General features: G+C 48.7%; 24 protein-coding genes and 1 tRNA gene. 18 read left to right on the top strand and 7 right to left on the bottom strand.

Annotated features, from left to right (window positions below):
* Positions 1-104 precede the first annotated feature (104 nt).
* Positions 105-181: transfer RNA gene (locus PHW04_04600), tRNA-Val, on the top strand.
* Positions 182-258: 77 nt separating this feature from the next.
* Here PHW04_04600 and PHW04_04595 read toward each other — a convergent pair.
* From PHW04_04595 to PHW04_04565, 7 genes are read right to left on the bottom strand one after another with little or no spacing between them, the layout of a single operon-like run.
* Positions 259-1,233, bottom strand: coding sequence for a hypothetical protein (locus PHW04_04595; GenBank protein ID MDD2715155.1), 975 nt, complete (start codon positions 1,231-1,233; stop codon positions 259-261).
* Positions 1,205-1,708 carry a hypothetical protein gene (locus tag PHW04_04590; protein ID MDD2715154.1) on the bottom strand — a complete coding sequence of 168 codons (504 nt, stop codon included), beginning with the start codon at positions 1,706-1,708 and terminating at the stop codon, positions 1,205-1,207. The genes PHW04_04595 and PHW04_04590 overlap by 29 nt, the downstream gene beginning before the upstream one ends.
* A 37-nt stretch (positions 1,709-1,745) precedes the next feature.
* A complete protein-coding gene (locus tag PHW04_04585; protein MDD2715153.1) occupies positions 1,746-2,603 on the bottom strand; it encodes a hypothetical protein in 858 nt (285 codons plus the stop codon).
* A gap of 4 nt (positions 2,604-2,607) precedes the next feature.
* Positions 2,608-3,246, bottom strand: a complete 639-nt coding sequence (locus tag PHW04_04580) for a hypothetical protein (GenBank protein ID MDD2715152.1) — start codon at positions 3,244-3,246, stop codon at positions 2,608-2,610.
* A gap of 8 nt (positions 3,247-3,254) precedes the next feature.
* Positions 3,255-3,935 (bottom strand): hypothetical protein, encoded by a 681-nt coding sequence (locus tag PHW04_04575; protein MDD2715151.1) that lies wholly within the window; start codon positions 3,933-3,935, stop codon positions 3,255-3,257.
* A gap of 48 nt (positions 3,936-3,983) precedes the next feature.
* Positions 3,984-4,385 carry a carboxypeptidase-like regulatory domain-containing protein gene (locus tag PHW04_04570; GenBank protein MDD2715150.1) on the bottom strand — a complete coding sequence of 134 codons (402 nt, stop codon included), beginning with the start codon at positions 4,383-4,385 and terminating at the stop codon, positions 3,984-3,986.
* Between the two features lie 16 nt (positions 4,386-4,401).
* Entirely contained in the window at positions 4,402-5,010 is a 609-nt protein-coding gene (locus PHW04_04565) for a Maf family protein (protein ID MDD2715149.1), read from the bottom strand.
* A gap of 178 nt (positions 5,011-5,188) precedes the next feature.
* On the opposite strand from PHW04_04565, the gene hpt reads away from it, so the two are divergent.
* From hpt to tgt, 17 genes are all read left to right on the top strand, one after another.
* A complete protein-coding gene (hpt, locus tag PHW04_04560; protein MDD2715148.1) occupies positions 5,189-5,719 on the top strand; it encodes a hypoxanthine phosphoribosyltransferase in 531 nt (176 codons plus the stop codon).
* 2 nt (positions 5,720-5,721) lie between these two features.
* A complete protein-coding gene (locus PHW04_04555) occupies positions 5,722-6,348 on the top strand; it encodes an MBL fold metallo-hydrolase (GenBank protein MDD2715147.1) in 627 nt (208 codons plus the stop codon).
* Positions 6,349-6,422: 74 nt separating this feature from the next.
* Positions 6,423-6,635, top strand: coding sequence for a KTSC domain-containing protein (locus PHW04_04550; protein ID MDD2715146.1), 213 nt, complete (start codon positions 6,423-6,425; stop codon positions 6,633-6,635).
* A gap of 480 nt (positions 6,636-7,115) precedes the next feature.
* Positions 7,116-7,586 (top strand): DUF721 domain-containing protein, encoded by a 471-nt coding sequence (locus tag PHW04_04545; protein ID MDD2715145.1) that lies wholly within the window; start codon positions 7,116-7,118, stop codon positions 7,584-7,586.
* Positions 7,576-7,800 carry a hypothetical protein gene (locus PHW04_04540; GenBank protein ID MDD2715144.1) on the top strand — a complete coding sequence of 75 codons (225 nt, stop codon included), beginning with the start codon at positions 7,576-7,578 and terminating at the stop codon, positions 7,798-7,800. The genes PHW04_04545 and PHW04_04540 overlap by 11 nt, the downstream gene beginning before the upstream one ends.
* Positions 7,793-9,709 (top strand): DNA topoisomerase (ATP-hydrolyzing) subunit B, encoded by a 1,917-nt coding sequence (gene gyrB / locus PHW04_04535; protein ID MDD2715143.1) that lies wholly within the window; start codon positions 7,793-7,795, stop codon positions 9,707-9,709. Before PHW04_04540 ends, gyrB begins: the two co-directional genes overlap by 8 nt.
* Before the next feature lie 24 nt (positions 9,710-9,733).
* Entirely contained in the window at positions 9,734-12,235 is a 2,502-nt protein-coding gene (gyrA, locus tag PHW04_04530; protein ID MDD2715142.1) for a DNA gyrase subunit A, read from the top strand.
* A 10-nt stretch (positions 12,236-12,245) separates the two neighbouring features.
* Positions 12,246-12,620 carry a septum formation initiator family protein gene (locus PHW04_04525; GenBank protein ID MDD2715141.1) on the top strand — a complete coding sequence of 125 codons (375 nt, stop codon included), beginning with the start codon at positions 12,246-12,248 and terminating at the stop codon, positions 12,618-12,620.
* Entirely contained in the window at positions 12,601-13,716 is a 1,116-nt protein-coding gene (locus tag PHW04_04520; protein ID MDD2715140.1) for a HEAT repeat domain-containing protein, read from the top strand. The genes PHW04_04525 and PHW04_04520 overlap by 20 nt, the downstream gene beginning before the upstream one ends.
* A 122-nt stretch (positions 13,717-13,838) precedes the next feature.
* Positions 13,839-14,150 (top strand): 50S ribosomal protein L21, encoded by a 312-nt coding sequence (gene rplU / locus PHW04_04515; GenBank protein ID MDD2715139.1) that lies wholly within the window; start codon positions 13,839-13,841, stop codon positions 14,148-14,150.
* Positions 14,151-14,179: 29 nt separating this feature from the next.
* Entirely contained in the window at positions 14,180-14,509 is a 330-nt protein-coding gene (locus PHW04_04510; GenBank protein MDD2715138.1) for a ribosomal-processing cysteine protease Prp, read from the top strand.
* A complete protein-coding gene (rpmA, locus tag PHW04_04505; protein ID MDD2715137.1) occupies positions 14,499-14,759 on the top strand; it encodes a 50S ribosomal protein L27 in 261 nt (86 codons plus the stop codon). Before PHW04_04510 ends, rpmA begins: the two co-directional genes overlap by 11 nt.
* 12 nt (positions 14,760-14,771) lie before the next feature.
* Positions 14,772-15,320 carry a nicotinate (nicotinamide) nucleotide adenylyltransferase gene (nadD, locus tag PHW04_04500; protein ID MDD2715136.1) on the top strand — a complete coding sequence of 183 codons (549 nt, stop codon included), beginning with the start codon at positions 14,772-14,774 and terminating at the stop codon, positions 15,318-15,320.
* Positions 15,321-15,350: 30 nt separating this feature from the next.
* Positions 15,351-16,607, top strand: a complete 1,257-nt coding sequence (gene obgE, locus PHW04_04495) for a GTPase ObgE (protein ID MDD2715135.1) — start codon at positions 15,351-15,353, stop codon at positions 16,605-16,607.
* The gene (locus PHW04_04490; GenBank protein ID MDD2715134.1) at positions 16,588-17,181 is read left to right on the top strand and encodes a hypothetical protein; all 594 of its coding nucleotides are present in this window, start codon (positions 16,588-16,590) and stop codon (positions 17,179-17,181) included. The genes obgE and PHW04_04490 overlap by 20 nt, the downstream gene beginning before the upstream one ends.
* Before the next feature lies 1 nt (position 17,182).
* Complete coding sequence (locus PHW04_04485; GenBank protein MDD2715133.1) at positions 17,183-18,346, top strand: LCP family protein; 1,164 nt, start codon at positions 17,183-17,185, stop codon at positions 18,344-18,346.
* Entirely contained in the window at positions 18,327-19,391 is a 1,065-nt protein-coding gene (gene tgt / locus PHW04_04480) for a tRNA guanosine(34) transglycosylase Tgt (protein MDD2715132.1), read from the top strand. The genes PHW04_04485 and tgt overlap by 20 nt, the downstream gene beginning before the upstream one ends.
* The last annotated feature ends 97 nt before the right edge of the window (positions 19,392-19,488 follow it).

The raw sequence follows: 19,488 nt of genomic DNA, 5'->3' as shown, positions 1-19,488 counted from the left end.
TCTAAACAGCATTATAAATCAGAACAACTCAAAAACAGAGCATGTCAGCTGCATCGAAAAAAATATTGACAATGGATTGGATAGAAAATATCATGAAAACAAGTGGGCGATTGGCTCAGTTGGTTAGAGCGCTGGCCTCACATGCCAGAGGTCGCTGGTTCAATTCCAGTATCGCCCACCATCTATCAATAAATTGAAACAATATTCCAATAATCCCTTGTTAACGGCAAGAAGTTTTTAAGTTTGTAAGTTGGAATTTTACCTGAACGGGATTTCCCAGGAAAACATCAGACTCTGCACTCGGGTCTCAAAGCTGCGTTCTATTGCCAGAGTCCCTCCAGCGGTTTTCCGGAAGGACAGCCCGAGCAGGAAATCATTGGCATTCCGATGCCATTCGCTGATCAGAGAAAGATATTCGTCGATGCTGTATTGAATCCCTGACTGAAAGTCAGTCTCCCAGTCCAGCGGGTCATCGACTCTGTTCCAGGCAACAATCGCCCTTCCCCATTCAAAATCATGTTGATACCCCGAAGTCAGATTCCGCTCTCTGAGGAACTGGTCGCTGTTGGGAAAATAGCCTTCGTAAGTCATGAACATTCCAGGCGCTGGAATGTATTTCAAAGCCAGGCCTTCCCCGCTCGAACAACGGGTCAGGCTGCCGGATCTGTAGCTGGTCTTGTTCTCAGAGAAGGAGATTTCACTGCGGTCGAAACTGATCCCCACCGGAAAAAATGTTTGATAACCCCGCCCATTGTCCCATCTGTGCTGCAGGATCCTGCAACCGGTGGTCAGGCTGCCGGTATCAGCTTCCTTGAGAGTTGCGCCCGGGATTCTCACCAGGCCGGAAAGACCTGAAACAGTAGAATTTTGTTTGGGTTTTACCACAGGTGCAGGTTTTTTTCTCTGTCCGAAGTCGAACATTTTTTTCAGGCATTCCGCCTTGTCGCCGCCCATCTGGAATCCGAGGTCTTTCTCATGAGTGTGATAATATCCCGCCAGAACTGAGTAATCATCATCCGCAGGCCGGACCTTCATCCGGCAGAGTGCCTCAAAACCGTTTGCATACAGGATTTCTTTCTCATTATCATTCATCCTCGCGTAAACATCAGGATTGACGAGAATCGCCTTCCGGCACTGCAGTGCGGAATAAACATCATCTTCAGCCATGGCCCCCACGGCGATGATCAGCAACAGGACGATCGTGCTATTTCTCACTTTCCACCTTTTTGACATTTCCCAGAAAATCATCCAGCCTGCATTCGGACTTCAGGTAATAGTCTCTGATTTTTCCCTTCCTATCGACCAGAAATAAAATAATCTCATGCCTGGGAGCATAGTAGCTTCCACAGATATCCCGGTCCCAGTCGATAACCCAGTGAATTTCCAGATCCTGCAGAAATTTTTTCCGCTCAGCAGGCGCTGTTGCGATCACTTCCGCGGTGCGTTCATTGATGCTCCTGCGGATTCTGTGAACCACTTCTCCCCTTGGTACTGCCGGGGAAAGCCCACCCGGAAAGTAAACATTCACGAATAAGGTTCCGCCAGGCAATTGATACAGATTCTCCCAGCTGCTCCAGAATGAATCCTCGATTCTGGATCTCTTGTCGCCCAGTGAAACAATGATGATCCGTCCGAGACATGAGCTGAAATTGAATTTATTGCCGAAAGCGTCGGTATGTTCGAAAACCGGCACTTTGGCACCTATCATCCGTCTCCAGTCGGCATGGGAGGGAGTGAGACAAGCGCTAATTAAAACCAGCAGTAGGAATAATTTCCACATTAGTTTTGATTGATACTTTTTCCTGGGTTGTGAATCTATGCGGTCCGCCAGTCAAAAGAACAGTGACCCTTACATCCTGGATCAGGCCGATTTCAATGTTGATCGAGCCGGAATTGTTCCAGGTGTGAAAGTAATCAGGGTCGCTGGGATCCATCGGAACTCCCATCGGGTTGTTTGGCGTGATGGAGTTGGGCAGAACATTCATGGCGATGATTTCTGCGGGTTTGTAGCGGGGACTGTGGGACATTTTGATGTATTCCACATTTTCCACCATCACTTTGTCGTTGACCGGCTTGATGATGGTTGAATCAGTAGTGGTACGGCGATACACTATCACATTCCGCCTTTTGGTGTCATAAGGAGATCTCTTATAGGCCACTATTTCGCAAACTGCAGCAAAGGAGGGATCTGAATCATTCTGTCCCTGATCTTGAGCCAGATCAACCGTAACTCCCGGGTGGCTGATCTGCCATTTCATCAGGATCTGTCCGTCTGAGAGGGAATCGAACTTGATGATCGAGGTATTGGGATCATTGGGGTCAATCGCCCCACCCTTTAGATATTGTAATTTCATCGCATTTGTCGGATCTGGAACCGTAGTCATATCCGCATCAATCGTGCTCGGATAGGTGGCTTTATTAATATCAGGAATCAGGTAATCCTTATAAAATCTGCGGATTGTATCCTGGGATTGCGTCTTCCAGCGGACAAACTCGGTAGTGCGGTTCATGGACGCCTGCAGACGATATAAAGCAGCAAAGAAAAAGCCGCAAAGCAATACGGCCATCATCATTTCCACAAGAGACATGCCCCGCCTGTTCATCTCATCATCCTCCATATTTAAGTATAATTTCGTGAACTTCCTCAATTTTCAAGCCTTCACGCAACTGAACCGGATCGCGGCTTCTCATGACTTCACCCACCGTCTTGCCGCTGTCTTCTCTGGCCCAGACCTTGATCTTCACAGCATCATTACGGTTGCCTGAGCGCCTGGTGATGAATCTCAACTCAGTCACAAAAAACTGGCCTGTAAACGGGCCGTCGCAGGTAAGACCTTCGGTCATGCTCCAGCCGGCAGTTGCCCCTTTAAACATCTTCATCTGCAGTTCGCGGATAAATTCACCTTCATGAATCCAGTCGCCTGGGACATCCGGATTTCTGAGTCCGAGAACGGTCAGGCGATCCGGAGCCGACGCCAGCCCTCCCGAAGCTTCAGACATGTTTTCAATGGTTCCCTTTGCGTCAAAAAAACAGCAGGCATCTCTCAGTTCCTCGGGAAATTGCCTGGTCTTCAGCATGGCCATCTGGATAGCTCCCTTGGCCAAATAGATGGCCCTGTAATTTTCCCTGACTACCACCTGGTCAATCGTATTGGAACGGTTGAGCTGGGAGATGAAAAGGATCAGGCCGAAGGCCACGAAGATGAAAATCATTGCCACAGCAAGCGCGATACCCTTCCGATTCATATCTCCTCCTACTTGTCGTTGGAATTGTCCAGATTGGCCTTGAACGTGACGAACGAATATTCCATGTCACGGTCATATTCCTTCCACTTCACATAAAGAATCAGCTGTACAAACATGTCCCTCTTGATGTCGTTCACATCAAGAGTCTGAACATTGGGTTCGACTCCAGCCGGTTTGATCTCCCAGCCGATGACCTCATTGTGGTTTTCATTGGTTTTATACTGTTTCCAGTGAAACTGCAGGGGTATATTGGTAATTTTCAACGTGAAGTAGTAATCGACCTTGTTCGAACGGAAATAGGTGCCATTGCCGCTCACCCGCCACAACCCTTCAGGGGTGTTTTCCTGTCCTGAATTATCTTGCGGACAGATCTGCTTACCGTCACGATTCACCAATTTTTTATCTGTCAGATCCGTGATCAACGCGAAGGCTCTGTCCTGAAGGTCGATCACATTCTCGCAATGCCCGCCGCCTTTTTCTTTCATAAGTGTATAAACTACCTCAAAACTGACATCATCGAGCAGGGCATTCAGGACCGCCTGAGCCCGATTCGTGAAACCAAGGGAGCCTTCAATGGTCTTGACCCTCTTGAAATATGAAAGCATGCTTCCGGTGATTGGGACCAGCGAAGCTCCAACCACCGCCACAGCCAGAACAAATTCGATCATCGTCACTGCTTTATGATTCATTTCAGACTCCTTTCCAACTTATTAATACCTCCGTAAACTGCAGTAGTTTCATTTCAGGACAATGTCAGGGATCAGATTTTCCTCGCTGGTTTCAAGTCGAACCGCTTTGAGCACGGTTTTGCACCCTTTTGCCTCTGCCACAATCCAGTGTACCCCCGAAGGACTTCCTTCAAAACTGAAGTTTCCCTTTTTATCAGTGGTGATTCTCATGATTTCTCCTGATTTTGAAAGCAGCGGGGTTACCTTTACGCTGTCTTTGTTCCTGAGCTTGCCGAATGTGATCTGGACTCCGCTGTAATCGACCTTGCCCTTGATCACTACACGGCCGCGGACATTGGTGTAGAATTTAGCGCAAGTCCGCTTACGGTACATTCTGGTCGCAAGCAGCAGGAAAATCAGGATTATTGTAATTGCCACTGCCACAGCCAGGTAATCAATCAGATGGGTCATTTGAAGCATGTCCATTCTAATAAATACCCTCAGACTGCATTTCCAGAAGATTTAAACCAAGTTCCTGAAAAAAATCATTCAATCTTCCTATCGGCAATCCAACCACATTGAAAAAACAACCTTCGACCCTCTCGACGAGAAGACGGCCGATTCCCTGGATGCCGTAAGCTCCAGCCTTGTCAAATGGTTCCCCAGTATCAAGGTATGCTTCGATTTCAGCGGCCGAAAGGGTTCTGAAGCTCACCACAGTGCGTTCTTCGGCAGAAAGACATTCGGCAGTGCCTGAAACCAGGAGGCAGAGACCGGTAAATACTTCGTGTTTCTTCCCGCTCAATTCCAGGAGCATCCTGCGGGCATCATCACGATCCTTCGGTTTTCCGAAAATGACTCGGCCCTGCACCACCAGCGTGTCAGCCGCGATCACCAGATTGCCCGGAGCAACCCGGGAAGCAACGGCCAGGGCTTTTTTTGAAGCCAGCTTCTGCGTAAGTCCTGGATAAAATTCCTCGCTCCCTTCGTCGATCTCAGGCACCATGATTCTGAATTTCAGCCCGAGTTCGCGCAGCAGTTCGCGTCTCCTCGACGACGAGGAGGCCAGAATTATTTCTCCGGAAAATTTTCTCACTAACTAATTTTACCTGAAGCCAGGTGACAAAACAAAGGGGCATTTGCAAAACTTAACTTTAACCTGAAAATTGCACTGCAACAGATTCAATCCAAAAGTTTTTAGTAATGCCCCTTGTAAAATGCTTGCTAACGCTATATCTTGGGGAGACAATCTGTCATTGTCCCACGGAGGTACCATGTTCCAACCTGATTCCATCAAAGTCAGGATTTCTAAGGAAGAAATCTCACAACGCATTAAAGCGCTGGCCTCAGAAATCAATGCTTACTATGGAGACCAGGAGATCCTGATGGTCTGCATACTCAAAGGCGCTTTCATGTTCCTCGCGGACCTGATCCGGGAATTAAGCATGCCGCTGACAGTTGACTTCATGGTGGTTTCAAGTTATGGAGATGAAACTGAGACCAGCGGGGAAGTCCGGGTGCTGAAAGATCTTCAAAAGAGCATTAAAAATCAGCATGTCTTGATCGTCGAAGACATCGTGGATACAGGATTGACCCTTAATCACATCCTTAAATTTCTTGGAACCAGGGAGCCGGCGGAACTCAAGGTATGCACATTTCTCAACAAACCGGTTGCCCGCAAGGTGGATATCCGCCCGGATTTCTGGGCTTTTGAAGTCGGACAGGAATTCGTGGTCGGCTACGGACTCGACTATGCCCAGCATTACCGCCAGCTTCCTTTTATCGGCGTCATGACTGAAGGTTGAGGATGACCAGGCTCGTCAAAACCTTCACACTGGGAGATATTTCCACTAACTGCTATCTGCTGCAGATCGGTGACGGCAACGAACTGATCGCCGTTGATCCTGCCCTGGCGGATCCGATCCTGGAATTCTGCTCTGAGAATGACTGGAAGCTCCTTCACATCCTCTTCACCCATGGACATTATGACCATCTAACCGGCGCCGGGGAGCTGGTTGAAAAGACCGGGGCATCCCTTGTGGCCGGAGTGCATGAACAGAAATGGTTTACAGATCCCGAGCTGAATTTTTCTTCTTTTCTGTCTAAACCGATCGTGCTGGATATCGACCGATTCCTCGAAGATGGAGAAGAATTTGCAGGTCTCAGAGTAATCCACACACCGGGACATACACCGGGTGGACTCAGTTTTGCAGGTTCCGGCTTCGTGATTTCAGGGGATACCCTGTTTGCCGAATCGATCGGTCGCACAGACCTGCCGGGTGGTGATTACAAAGCTCTGATCCGCAGCATACAGAAGAAGCTTTTCACTCTGCCAGATCTGACTCTGGTCTACCCTGGTCACGGCCCTCAAACCAAGATCCTGCATGAAAAACAACACAATCCATTTCTGGTGGGGATAAAAGGAGATCGGTAAAATATCATTTATGCTGAAGCGAATCGTGAAACTGAAATTTTACAAGAGGCTCAATGGAAAGTTGAGGTAAATGCATGGAACGGAAAAAAGTACAGTCTTCGCAGCTTAAATCTGTCGGCTATGACAATGAGAACAAAGTCCTGGAAGTCGAAATGAGCGACGGCTCGATCGTCCAGTACTACGATGTTCCGAAACGGGAATACGAGAATCTTTTGAATGCAGAATCGCACGGTAAATTTTTTTACCGCTATGTTAAGGAAAAATATCAGCATCAGCAGGTAATTTGAAAATCCGGACTGACTAGTGGTCCGCCACACTTAAATTTGTGGTTTCAGAAACATGAGATCGAGACAGATTCGCAAAGCGGCGACAAGGCAACCTGGGCTGGTTGCCGCGACAGCCGCGACAAAGAAGCTGGCCGATATCATGTTTCATTACTCGCTGACTGCCGGGTGGCGGCGATCCGTCTGCTGCGTTGCGGTTCGTCGAAAATGCACCACATTTTCTTCCTCACCGCGCCTTGCATCCGAATCTCCGGCACTCCGGCTGAAATCATAAATTTAAGTGTGGTGAACCACTAGTGGTCCGTATCATTTGAATTTCATAATAATGCTTTCCTACAAACGCCTGTAGCAGAAGCGTTTCCGGAAACTGACAGTTGGTAAATTCAAATGTAACGGTCCACTAAGATTTAAGCGGTCCGGTTTCAAAATAAACCATAAATAATTCTTTGTTTTTCCTTGACTCTCTGTTACTATATTATGGCCATGCAAAATATATCGGAGATGCTTGCTAAAACATTTAAAGAAAACAGGCGCCTGGAAGGCTTCTTCCTGGCGGCCAGAATCACGGCCGTCTGGCAGACGATCGGAGCCACCTTTCAGAATGATTTCCGCATCGTAAATTTCAGTGAGGGGGTAATTACCCTGGCCGGCGAGAATAATCTTTATCTTTACCATCTCAAGCAGATGAAAAAGAACCTGATCGAAGCCTTCAACAGGGAACTGGGTGCTGAAACTGTAACAGACATCCATTTCAAAATCTGCAGGCTGAATGACTCTCAGGCCGAGCAAAGAGATTCCTGGCTGGAATACCAGGCTGGGCATCCTTTAACAGGAGAAATCCTGGATGAAATCAACGCACTGCTCTCGGATATTGAAAGCAACGAATTGAGGAAGAATTTCAAGTCATATCTGGGCAATGCCTGGCTGTATGAGCGATACTTGAATGAAAAATAATTATCTGCATCTCGGATTCGGAGAATATGCAATGACAGCTTCTGTGATCGGAATTTTCAAGAGTTCCTGTCTGCCGGATTCTAAATCCTGCGGAAAAACAGCAGTTCTGACTGACAGGGGTTTCAGGTATACCGAACTCCGCAGTGAAACACTGCTTGGGCGTGTTTCGGGGAAAAAGAACTACAATGACGTCTACCGGAGGAGCAATGAATAACTCAGCATTCGATTATAATGCGAACAGCATCAAAATCCTGAAAGGCCTGGAAGCGGTCCGGAAACGTCCGGCCATGTATATAGGCAACACTCATACAGAAGGATTGCATCATCTGGTTTATGAAGTGGTCGACAACAGCATCGACGAAGCACTGGCAGGGTACTGCACACAGATCGATGTTTCGATCAACGACGACGGAAGCGTGTCTGTAACAGACAATGGCCGTGGCATACCCGTCGACATCCATCCTGAAACTGGAAAGAGCGCGCTCGAAGTCGTGATGACCGTGCTGCATGCTGGCGGTAAATTCGAAAAAAAAGAATACGAGATCTCGGCTGGACTGCATGGAGTCGGTGTATCTGTGGTAAATGCGCTCTCCGAACTTCTGGAAGTCGAAGTGTACAAAAACGGCAATGTTTATTATCAGGCATACCAGCAGGGCATTCCAATCGAAGACGTCAAGATCATCGGCAAAACCGATTCCAAGGGTACAAAAGTCCGTTTCAAGCCGGACCCGGGAGTCTTTGAGATCACCAATTTCAGCTTTGATGTACTGGCCAACCGCATGCGGGAAATGGCTTTCCTCAACAAGGGGGTCCACATCAACCTGGTCGAGGACTCCACCCAGAAAGTTTACAATTTTTTCTATGAAGGAGGGATCGTTTCCTTTGTGGAATTCCTCAATACAACCAGAAAAGCGATTCATCCCGAAATCATCAGCTTCGAGAAGAAAATCAACGGGATCGGGGTAGATGTGGCGTTCCAGTATAACGACAGCTACATGGAAAATTTGTTTTCCTTCGCCAACACAGTCAACACCCACGAAGGCGGCACCCATCTCACAGGTTTCAAAACTGCCATCACCCGCGCCATTACCGAATACATCAAAAACGCAGCACATCTTAAAGTGGACAAGGAACTGAAAATTCAGGGCGACGACACACGTGAAGGACTGGTGGCGATCATCAGCGTCAAAGTTCCTGAACCCCAGTTTGAAGGCCAGACCAAGGGGAAACTTGGCAACAGCGAAGTCAAGGATATAGTGGCAGACATCACCTTCGAAAAATTCGCAGCATTTCTGGAAGAAAATCCGAATTCCGCAAGAGCCATTGTAGATAAAATCATGCTCGCCACCCAGGCCCGTGAGGCGGCCAGGAAAGCCAGGGAAATCACCAGGCGCAAGAATGCGCTGGACAGTCTCTCACTGCCTGGTAAGCTGGCCGACTGCTCGGAGCGGAGAACTGAGCTTACGGAACTGTTCTATGTGGGAGGCGATTCGGCAGGCGGTTCCGCCAAACAGGGCCGGAACCGATTTTTCCAGGCGATCCTGCCTCTGCGAGGTAAAATTATCAATGTGGAAAAGCAGCGTATCGACAGAGTCTTGAAAAACGAGGAAGTGCAGACTTTGATCTCAGCCATTGGCACCAACATCAAGGACGAATTCAAAATGGACAAACTCCGTTACGGCAAGGTTGTGATCATGACTGATGCCGACGTGGACGGTGCCCATATCAGAACCCTGCTTTTGACCTTTTTTTATCGATACATGCCGGATTTGATCAGGAACGGGCATGTTTTCATCGCCCAGCCTCCTCTTTACAAAGTGAAATCCGGTAAAACCGAAACTTATGTTTACAGCGACGATGAGCGGGATTCACTTTTGCAGAAGATGGACCTGAAAGACAAGAGCAACTGCTCCCTTCAGCGCTACAAAGGTCTGGGCGAAATGAACGCTGAACAGCTCTGGGACACCACCATGGATCCTGAAAAGAGAACTATCCTAAAGGTTTCCATGGACCACGGCTTTGAAGCAGATCAGATGTTTTCCACCCTGATGGGTGAAGAGGTTGAGCCGCGGAAGGCCTTCATCCAGGAACATGCGAAGAAAGTGAAGAACCTAGACATTTAGATACATTATTTCTAAGGAGCTGACATGGACGAGCTGAAAAACACCCACATTATTCCAGTCCAGATTGAAGAGGAAATCAAGTCCGCCTATATCGACTACGCGATGAGCGTAATCGTCTCCCGTGCCCTGCCCGATGTCAGGGACGGTCTTAAACCGGTCCAGAGAAGAATCCTTTTTGCCATGAACGAAAACGGGATGCAGCCAGGCAAAGCCTATCGCAAATCCGCCAGGGTCGTCGGCGACGTGCTCGGTAAATATCATCCACATGGCGACAGCTCGGTTTACGAGGCAATGGTGCGCATGGCTCAGGAATTTTCCCTCCGCTACCCGCTGGTGGACGGGCACGGTAACTTTGGATCGCTGGATGGGGACTCCGCAGCTGCGATGCGTTACACAGAAGTCAGGATGGACAAGCTGGCGATGGAAATGCTTTGCGACATCGAAAAGGAAACCGTCAATTTCCGTCCTAATTTTGATGAGTCCGAACAGGAACCTGTAGTACTGCCGGCCAGGATCCCCAACCTCCTGATCAACGGAGCTGCCGGAATCGCTGTCGGCATGGCTACCAACATTCCTCCGCACAACCTGCATGAGGTCTGCCAGGCTACTCTGCACCTGCTTAAAAACGGATTCGAAAAGACTGAAGTGATCGATCTTTTAAAATACATCAAGGGTCCTGATTTTCCCACAGGCGCTGCAATCCTTGTCAACCGCAGCATTGAAGATGTCTACCGCACTGGGCGTGGAAGCGTCACCATCCGTTCCAGAATCGAACTGGAAGACAGTAAAAAGCGCAATCTGGTGGTAATCAAGGATGTTCCATATCAGTGCAACAAATCCACCCTGGTGGAAAAGATTGTTGAACTGATCAAGCTCAAGAAACTCGAAGGTGTGACTGATCTGCGCGACGAATCCAACCGGGAAGGAGTGCGGATCGTACTTGAAGTCAGAAAAGAAGAAAATACGGATGTGATCATAAACAGGTTGTACAAGAACACTCCTCTGCAGACCAACTTCAATTTCAACCTGGTCGCACTGGTGGACAATGTACCACAGCTCCTTAATCTGAAATCTCTTCTGGTCAATTACATCGGCCACAGGCGGGAAGTGATCACACGCAGGACAAAATTCGAGCTCAGCAAGGCCGAAAAACGTCTGCACATAGTGGAAGGCCTGGTCAAGGCTCTGGACCACATCGATGCCATCATCGCGCTGATCAAAGCTTCAGAGACCGCTGAAATAGCCCGTGAAAAGCTTTCGAAGAAATTCGGATTCTCGGAGCTCCAGTCTCAGGCCATCCTTGACATGCGCCTGCAGAGGCTGACTGGACTTGAGCGTGAAAAACTGGTGAGTGAATATCAGGAACTGCTCAAGATGATCGAACGATTCAAAGCGATTCTGGCAGATGCTAAACTGGTCGACGAAATCATAGTCCAGGATCTGGAAGAAATCGATTCCAAATATGGAGACAAGCGTAAGACGGAAGTTGTGCGGATGGAAATGTCCGAAGCCTCGTTCGAAGAAGAAGACCTGATCAAGGACGAGCCAATGGTGATCACTGTGACCCGGGACGACTATATCAAGCGCCAGGCCCTGGAAATTTACCGCACCCAGAACAGGGGGGGCAAAGGTGTGACAGGCGGCAAAATGAAGGATGAGGACTCAATCAGGGACATTTTCGTTGCCAACACCAAGGATTATCTGCTGTACTTTTCCAACCGTGGAAAACTCAGGGCAATGAAAGTATACCAGCTCGAGGAAGCCAGCAGAATCGCAAGAGGCAAGGCTATCGTTAATTATCTCAATCTGGAGAAAGACGAGCGGATCGCCACCCTCATCCCGGCAAAAAATTTCACAGATCCCTTTTTCATACTGATGATCACTAAGAAGGGCAAGGTCAAGAAAACCCCGCTCTCCGCCTTCGTCAATCTGCGCCGCCATGGTGTGGCTGCCATCTCTCTTCAGGATACGGATGAACTTGTCAGCGTCAATCTGACCAGCGGACAGAACGAAGTGATCGTGGTCACCCGCAACGGACAATCCATCCGTTTCAATGAAAAGGATGTCAGGTCCATGGGACGTCAGGCAGCCGGAGTCAGGGCGATCAGACTGAAAGGTGACGATGAAGTGGTCAACGCCGACATCGTCAAAAATGAAAGCGCCAGCCTGCTTGTTGCCACCGTGAAGGGCTGCGGCAAGCGCACACTGATCAGTGAATACAGAGCTCAAGGCCGAGGCGGCTCAGGCATCAAGACCATCCGCATCACTCCAAAGACAGGACGCGTTGTTTCCCTCTGCGAAGTCACTGATGGGGATGAACTGATTCTGATCACTATGCAGGGTATGATCGTGCGCTGCAAGGCAGGGGACATCTCCCTGATCGGACGGACTACACAGGGTGTGCGCCTGATCAGGCTCAATCCTCAGGACGAACTGGTGGCTGTCGAGAAAATCTCAGCTGACGAAAGCATCACCACCAGTACTCTGGAAAAGGACGACGAACCAGATATCGGCGATTCCGAGTGAGAGTTCTTGAATGATTATGAAATTCAAGGATTTTTCCCTGACGCCAGGAAAATCTCCCCAGGAATCCAGAAAAATCCGGATCGTGCTCACACAGAAAATCATAGTGCTTTTCGGCATAATTTTTATCCTGGCCGTCTGCATCCTGTTCAAAAACAGATTCGATGAAATCAAGGCCAATCAAGCCATGGTCCAGAAAAAAATCGAGGAAAATCAGGTTCTGCGCGAAAAAATAATTGAACTGGAGAAGAAAATTGCCGAAATTAAAACTGATGAGGGCGTGGAGAGACTGGCGAGGGAAAAGCTCAAACTCATCAAAAAAGGTGAAAAAGTGATCCGGATCGTGGATCAGAAGGAAAAGGTACCTGATGGCAGCGGAACAAACTGAACTCAATTCGAAAAACCCCCAGGCGCAGAGAAATGCACTCAAGGATCTGATTAAAAACGGCGACATCGCCTCGATCAGGGATCTGGAAAAATTCACCTGCGAAAGAACTTCCAGCGAATTATACTATCTGGCCCGCAAAGGCATTGAAATTCTCAAGGATAAATTCCGGATCGAGCCATCCAGTCTGGACCATGGGAAGGGAAACCTGGATCGGAATTCCATCGTCAATCTGCTTGTTTCCGATGATCCCTGGAAAAGGATCAAGGCAATCCAGAATCTCACAATCAATGACAGGAAAGAATACCTCCCTGATCTGAGAGAACGGCTGAAAAATGAAAAAAACAACTATGTGATCGCCACCATCGTCAAAGGGCTGGGACTGCTGGGCGGAATGAATGAAATTCCGTCCCTGAAAGATTTCCTGCGTCATAATGATTCCCGGATCCGCGCCAATACCGTGGAAGCTCTTTCGGCCATGAACACTGTGAAAATCTATCCGCTGATCATACCCCTGCTCAAGGATGAAAGCCCCAGGGTCAAGATCAACGTGGCCAAAGCGCTTGTAGATTATAAAGAAATGGATATACTAACCACCATCAAGTCCATGCTGTGTTCGAACGAAACCTGGCAGCTGGAAAGCGTGCTCTATTTTCTCTCCCAGACCAAAATCGCAGACGATGAAATCCGCTTCTGCCTGATCGAGCTCCTGCGCAAGGCCAAGACCGAGAGCCTGCGCAAACGGATCAACGATACCCTGCGTGAACTGTCGGTAAAAAATCTGAATACCATTTCAGCCATGATCAAGGATGCCCAGGTGGATGAACTGAAAATCCTGGAAAAAAAGGTGACTGAAAAGCACCTGATCGACAGGGCGCAGGAATTGTCTGAGAAAGTGCCTGAACTTCCTAAGACTGAACATGAGAAGCTGATCCAGCAGGCGAAAAACGGGGATTTTCACCAGAAGCGCCAGGCCCTGGTGGATATGCTGAATTTCCCGAGGAAAGAATATACGCGTGTGCTTTTAGAAATCGCAAAGACCGATCACCCTGTGCTCAGATACTTCGCGCTCAAGGGCCTTGCCAGAATTCAAAAGTAATCATGACCGGCTGACCGGCAGCCCGGTCCCACGTTTTTTCTTGACAATACTGAGCTCCATCCTTTAGTCTTTTGCTTACCCGCGTGGGAAATACCGTTTTTTCATTATATAAGGAGGCGTGTATGTACGCTATAGTAGAGTGTGGAAACAAGCAGTACAAGGTCGAGGAAGGCAAGTGGTTCGACGTTGACCTGCAGCCTTACGAAGCGGAAGAGAAGATCGAGCTCGACCGCGTCCTGATGGTCAACAGGGACGGCAAGCTGGAGTTCGGCACACCATACCTTGAAAAAACCAAGGTTGTGGGAAAAATCGTGAAGAACTTCAAGGACAGGAAGGTCACTTCCTTCAAGTACCGCCGCAGAAAGGACTCCCATGTGAAAAGGGGATTCCGCCACAGCCTGAGCAGAATCATGGTGGAGAAAATCATCGCCTGATCCTGTGAGAGGTCCAAGCATTGATTACGGTGAAAACCGAGCGGGAAAACCATCTAGTGCTTGTAAAAGGACATGCCGGGTTTGCCGGCAAGGGTTTGGATATAGTCTGTTCAGCGGTTTCAGCGCTGGTGTTCACATACCTGAACAGCCTGCGGGAACTGTTGAGCCTGGAACCTGTCGTGGTCGAGGGGAAGAAAAACAACTCCCTGTCAATCACAATGCCTCAGGCGGATTTATCTGAAGCGGAAAGATTGAAAGCCGACCTTCTCTTTGACAGCCTGATACTGGGTTTAAGGGAGATCGGCAGGAATTACGGAGATTATCTCAGGATAATAGAAGGAGGATCAAATGGCTCATAAGAAAGGCGTCGGCAGTTCAGGCAACGGTCGCGACAGCCATCCAAAGTATTTAGGACCCAAGCGTTTTGCCGGACAGCTTGTTACAGCCGGTTCCATCCTGGTCAGACAGAAGGGCACCAATTTCTTCGCAGGCACCAATGTAGGATGCGGCGGAGACTACACCCTGTTCGCCAAGATTGATGGAATCGTCAAGTACCAGGCCAAACGGGACGGCAGGCGCTATGTCCATGTGCTCCCCAAGGATGCATAATTCACCTGGTGAATGAAAATTGGCGTGCTGGGAGGCAGTTTTGACCCTGTCCACAGGGGTCATTTGCTGCTGGCCAGAAAAGCCCAAAAAAAACTGGCTCTTGATCGTATTCTTTTCATTCCTGCCTATCAGAATCCGCTGAAATCGACTCTTCCTGCTGATATCCGGCATAGATTTGTGATGCTGGCACTTGCATTGAGAAAAGAAGACACTTTTTTTCTGTCCGATTTCGAGCTTCAGCATCCTGGAAAAAGCTATACCTATGACACGCTCGTGCATCTCCACAAAATCTTCCCGGGAGGGAAGTTTTACCTGCTGGCTGGCACTGACAATCTTTCACAGTTCAAGCGCTGGCATCGTTTTCAGGAGCTCGAAAAACTGTGCCAGATCGTGCTGATCTCCAGAGGGAAACGCTCTGCAGAACAATATCCTGTGCTCCCTTTTTCCTGTCCTGTTTCCTCTACACAGATCAGGAAAAAATTAAAAAACGGTGAACCTGTAACAAGAATGGTCCCCGCAGAAACCCTGAAGTACATTAAAAAAAATGGTTTGTATATATAAGGCTCTACAAAATATTTAGCAAGAGGTACCATGTTCATAGATGAAGTAAAAGTCCATTTGCAGGCAGGCACAGGCGGAAACGGCTGCGTATCATTCCGCAGGGAAAAATGCGTCCCCCGCGGCGGGCCTGACGGCGGTGACGGCGGTGACGGAGGAAGCATCCATCTGAAAGCCTCCCGCCACCTTAAAACACTGATTGACCTGCATTATCAGATACACTATACAGCGAAAAACGGCGCACACGGCAAAGGCTCCAACAAAACCGGAAAAAGCGCTGAAGACATGACGATCATCGTCCCGGCCGGTACAACAGTATTCAGCGAGCAGGGCGAACTACTGGCGGATCTTGTGACAGACGGCCAGGTGCAGTTGCTTGCGAAAGGTGGAAGAGGAGGAAGGGGAAACGCCAGATTCCTTTCTGACAGCCGCAGGGCGCCCAGATTTTCCGAAAAAGGGGAACCTGGTGCAGGTTTCTGGATCAGGCTGGAACTCAAGCTTCTGGCAGATGTAGGCATTGTCGGATTCCCGAACGCCGGAAAATCCACCCTGATCAATGCGATTTCAAACTGCAAGGCCAAGGTGGCCGACTATCCCTTCACTACGCTCGTACCGAACCTGGGCGTAGTCAAACTGGAAGATTCAAGCTTCACTGTGGCAGATATCCCGGGATTGATTGAAGGAGCCCACGATGGACATGGGCTGGGAGACCGCTTCCTGCGGCACGTGGAACGCACGAGAGTCATCCTGCACCTCATCGACGGGAGCGAGCCAGACCTGGTGACGCGTCTTAAAATCATCCTGAGCGAGCTCGAATATTACAAGCCGGAACTTCTGAAGAAATCCCAGGCGGTTGCAATCAGCAAACTGGACCTGGCACCCGACGAAAAACAGCTTGTCAAACTGGAAAAATTCTGCAAAAAGAACGGCTGGCCCTGCTTCAGAATTTCCGCTGTAGCTAAGAAGGGACTGAAAGAGCTGCTGTATTTTCTTTCCACCAGACTGTCCGAGATTACCGAACCGGTTGAAGAACAGGAATACAAGGTTTACAGACTTGAAGAAAATGAGACTCCTCTCAAAGTTTTCAAGAACGGGAAGGTGTTTGTGATCAAGGGGTCCAAGATCGAACGGGTGGCAATCCGCATCGATTTTCAAAACAAATTCGCCATGGAATGGTTTTACAACTTTCTGGTGGAAAAGGGCGTGATCTCTCAGCTGAAGGAGCTCGGGATCAAACCGGGAGAGACTGTAAACATCGGAAAATTCGGATTTGAATATTTTGAAGACTGAAGAACTTCGCTCTGAGCTGAAAGTGCTGCTCACTCCAGAGCGGATGCTGCATTCTGAAGGATGCGCTGAAATGGCAGCAGCTCTAGCCGCACCGTTTGGAACCATTCTGCTCGAAAAGGCTTGTTTTGCCGGCCTGGCTCATGATATAGCCAGGGATTTTCCGGAAAGATTAATTAAGAAATTTTCAGCCATTGAAGATGGCAGAGACATCGAAAGATGGAAAAAGGGTGCGCTTTTGAGCCATGGCCCGCTGGGCGCCCGTCATGTCGCCGCTAATTTCTGTTTCGACAGAGCCATCTACAAAGCCATCTTTTTTCACACTACAGGCTGCAGAGGGATGAGCCGGCTGCAGCAGATCCTTCTGATCGCGGATTTCTGCGAAAAAACCCGCAGCTTCAAGGAAGCCCTGCTCCTCCGCCGGGAAATAAGCAGCACCAGGCCTTCAAAGGAACGCCTTTTAATTTGGTCTGTGCAAGTGCTAAAATATAAACTACGCTATCTGCTGGATGAAGGGCGCAGGATTTCTCCGCTCAGCCTCCAGGCTTACAATTCTATGCTGAAACGGATTTCCTGACATGACGAAAAACTCAAGAATCGAACTCGCTGCCAAAGTCATCCGCTTTAAAAATTATCAAGGCCATGACAAAAAATCCTTCCACATACTGAGATACCTGATTGCCTTTTTCACCACCGCTTCGCTCTTTCTCTTCGCTTTTCTCTGGTGGCTCGGCAGCGGCATCGGGGTCAGAAACCTCTTTTCCAGCGACCTGACTGAGCAATTCACGATTCTGATCGCAGGCGCTGACATGGATTTTCAGGGGCAGCGTACAGACACGATGTTTATAGGCGTGATCACACCGGAACAGCAGAAAATGGACTTCATCTCACTGCCCCGTGATACCAGGGTAAAGATTCCGAAATTCGGGTATAGAAAATTAAATCAGGCTTATCTATCCGGTGGAGAGCAACTGCTGAAAAAAACAGTAGAGCAGAATTTCAACTTCAAGATTGATCATTACGCAGTAGTGAATCTCGATGGATTCGTAAACATTATCAATATACTTGGAGGCATCAACATCGACGTGGAACAGGACATGGACTATGACGATGTGCGTGGAAATCTGCACATCCATCTGAAAAAGGGCCAGCAGCACCTGGATGGGCAGAAAGCCATGCAGTACGTCAGATTCCGCGAGAAACTGTTCGCTGATCTGGGCAGAATCAAACGTCAGCAGAAGTTCATGGAAGCAATTTCTGAAAAATTCAAGGAATTCGACATTCTGTGGAAACTTCCTTCCCTGGTCAAGGAAATCAGGGACAACATCAAGACAGATCTGTCCTACGAATCAGTCCTGAAGATAGCCGGCAATTTTCACAGCTTTGAGAGGAAAAATCTGACAATGAGAGTGCTGCCCGGCTCCCCGGAATATATCGGAAAGGTTTCCTATTTTCTACCGGATATGGCTGGTTTCAAAGAGATGCTGGAAACAGTCCTGTCCGAGGAAGGTAACCCGGACGAAAAAAGCAAAGTCGGCAATTTTATCAAGGAGATAAATCAAAACTCTGCAGAAACAGCTGCTGACTCGTCCGAGATTTTCAGATCATATCTGCAAGCAGAAACTCTATCCTGCCCATCCACAGAAGAAATACTAGAAACCGAGGAAACCGATGTTGACAGTCCATACCAGGAGCTCCCGCAACCGGTCCCGCAGGGGACTCTTGAAACTTCCCCACGGTGAGGTCGAGACCCCGGTCTTCATGCCGGTTGGAACGCTGGGATCCGTTAAAACTCTTTCATCTGAAGATCTTACGGAAATCGGCTTTCGACTGATTCTGGCAAATACCTATCATCTTCTTCTGCGGCCGGGTCCGGATCTGATCCGGGATGCGGGGGGACTTGCCGGATTCTGCAGCTTCCCTCATAATTTTCTCACTGACAGCGGAGGGTTTCAGGTCTTTTCCCTGGCTACAAACCGCAAAATCAGCAGGGAAGGCGTAGTCTTCCGCTCCCACATTGACGGCAGCCCTCTCAAGCTGACTCCTGAAACATCAATCGAGACTCAATTGAAACTTGGGTCCGATATCATCATGGCAATGGACGAGTGTCTCCCGTTCCCGACTGATACCGCTCATGCCAGAACTTCGTTGAATCTTACACTGGACTGGGAAGAGCGGAGCAGGGATTTTTTTTCCAAATACCGTGACCCTGGACGCGGTCAGAAACTTTTGGGAATTGTGCAGGGTGGTTTTGACAGGGACCTGCGGATTGAGGCAGCCAGGAAAACCGTGGAGCTGGGATTTGACGGTATTGCGATCGGCGGATTGAGCGTGGGTGAGCCTCATGAACTCATGCACGAAATTCTGGATGCAGTCGTGCCGGAGCTTCCAGAACATAAGCCCCGTTATCTGATGGGGCTGGGATCTCCCCTGGAACTGGCCCGGGCTGTATCCCAGGGCATCGATATGTTTGATTGTGTGCTGCCGACCAGAATCGCGAGACACGGCATGCTTTACACCTGGCAAGGCAAATTGAGGATCAAGAATCAGATCTTTGCGCATGATTTCGGGCCTCTCGACCCTGAATGCCGCTGCCTGGTCTGCAGAAATTATTCGCGCGCCTATCTTCGTCATCTCTTCCATTGCGGAGAGTTTCTGGCTCAGCGTCTCCTTTCTTATCACAATCTCTTTTTCATGAAAACCCTGATGGACAAAGTCAGAGAGGCTGTTTCAGCTGACAACCTGGAAAACCTGATTTGGATGCTTCAAGAAATCTATTCCGCCTGAACAAACAGGATTATTTACGTAAATTTCCTGTTTCCCAGTTATTTCAGCTTGACAATTTATGGTAGTATTTGTACAATTCACCTAGGGTCGAACAATT

Source organism: Candidatus Wallbacteria bacterium, from assembly GCA_028687545.1.
Classification (GTDB): domain Bacteria; phylum Muiribacteriota; class JAQTZZ01; order JAQTZZ01; family JAQTZZ01; genus JAQTZZ01.
This window is presented reverse-complemented; position numbering and strand designations above follow the sequence as displayed.

Bases quoted from the DNA above. Each gene is read 5' to 3' on its own strand.
- PHW04_04520 (MDD2715140.1), top strand. From the start codon at position 12,601: ATGGCAGCGGAACAAACTGAACTCAATTCGAAAAACCCCCAGGCGCAG.
- rplU (MDD2715139.1), top strand. From the start codon at position 13,839: ATGTACGCTATAGTAGAGTGTGGAAACAAGCAGTACAAGGTCGAGGAA.
- gyrA (MDD2715142.1), top strand. From the start codon at position 9,734: ATGGACGAGCTGAAAAACACCCACATTATTCCAGTCCAGATTGAAGAG.
- PHW04_04590 (MDD2715154.1), bottom strand. From the start codon at position 1,708: ATGATAGGTGCCAAAGTGCCGGTTTTCGAACATACCGACGCTTTCGGC.
- PHW04_04575 (MDD2715151.1), bottom strand. From the start codon at position 3,935: ATGAATCATAAAGCAGTGACGATGATCGAATTTGTTCTGGCTGTGGCG.
- obgE (MDD2715135.1), top strand. From the start codon at position 15,351: ATGTTCATAGATGAAGTAAAAGTCCATTTGCAGGCAGGCACAGGCGGA.
- PHW04_04525 (MDD2715141.1), top strand. From the start codon at position 12,246: ATGATTATGAAATTCAAGGATTTTTCCCTGACGCCAGGAAAATCTCCC.
- rpmA (MDD2715137.1), top strand. From the start codon at position 14,499: ATGGCTCATAAGAAAGGCGTCGGCAGTTCAGGCAACGGTCGCGACAGC.
- gyrB (MDD2715143.1), top strand. From the start codon at position 7,793: ATGAATAACTCAGCATTCGATTATAATGCGAACAGCATCAAAATCCTG.
- PHW04_04595 (MDD2715155.1), bottom strand. From the start codon at position 1,233: ATGTCAAAAAGGTGGAAAGTGAGAAATAGCACGATCGTCCTGTTGCTG.
- hpt (MDD2715148.1), top strand. From the start codon at position 5,189: ATGTTCCAACCTGATTCCATCAAAGTCAGGATTTCTAAGGAAGAAATC.
- PHW04_04550 (MDD2715146.1), top strand. From the start codon at position 6,423: ATGGAACGGAAAAAAGTACAGTCTTCGCAGCTTAAATCTGTCGGCTAT.
- PHW04_04555 (MDD2715147.1), top strand. From the start codon at position 5,722: ATGACCAGGCTCGTCAAAACCTTCACACTGGGAGATATTTCCACTAAC.
- PHW04_04585 (MDD2715153.1), bottom strand. From the start codon at position 2,603: ATGAACAGGCGGGGCATGTCTCTTGTGGAAATGATGATGGCCGTATTG.
- PHW04_04545 (MDD2715145.1), top strand. From the start codon at position 7,116: ATGCAAAATATATCGGAGATGCTTGCTAAAACATTTAAAGAAAACAGG.
- nadD (MDD2715136.1), top strand. From the start codon at position 14,772: ATGAAAATTGGCGTGCTGGGAGGCAGTTTTGACCCTGTCCACAGGGGT.
- PHW04_04485 (MDD2715133.1), top strand. From the start codon at position 17,183: ATGACGAAAAACTCAAGAATCGAACTCGCTGCCAAAGTCATCCGCTTT.
- PHW04_04580 (MDD2715152.1), bottom strand. From the start codon at position 3,246: ATGAATCGGAAGGGTATCGCGCTTGCTGTGGCAATGATTTTCATCTTC.
- PHW04_04540 (MDD2715144.1), top strand. From the start codon at position 7,576: ATGAAAAATAATTATCTGCATCTCGGATTCGGAGAATATGCAATGACA.
- PHW04_04570 (MDD2715150.1), bottom strand. From the start codon at position 4,385: ATGACCCATCTGATTGATTACCTGGCTGTGGCAGTGGCAATTACAATA.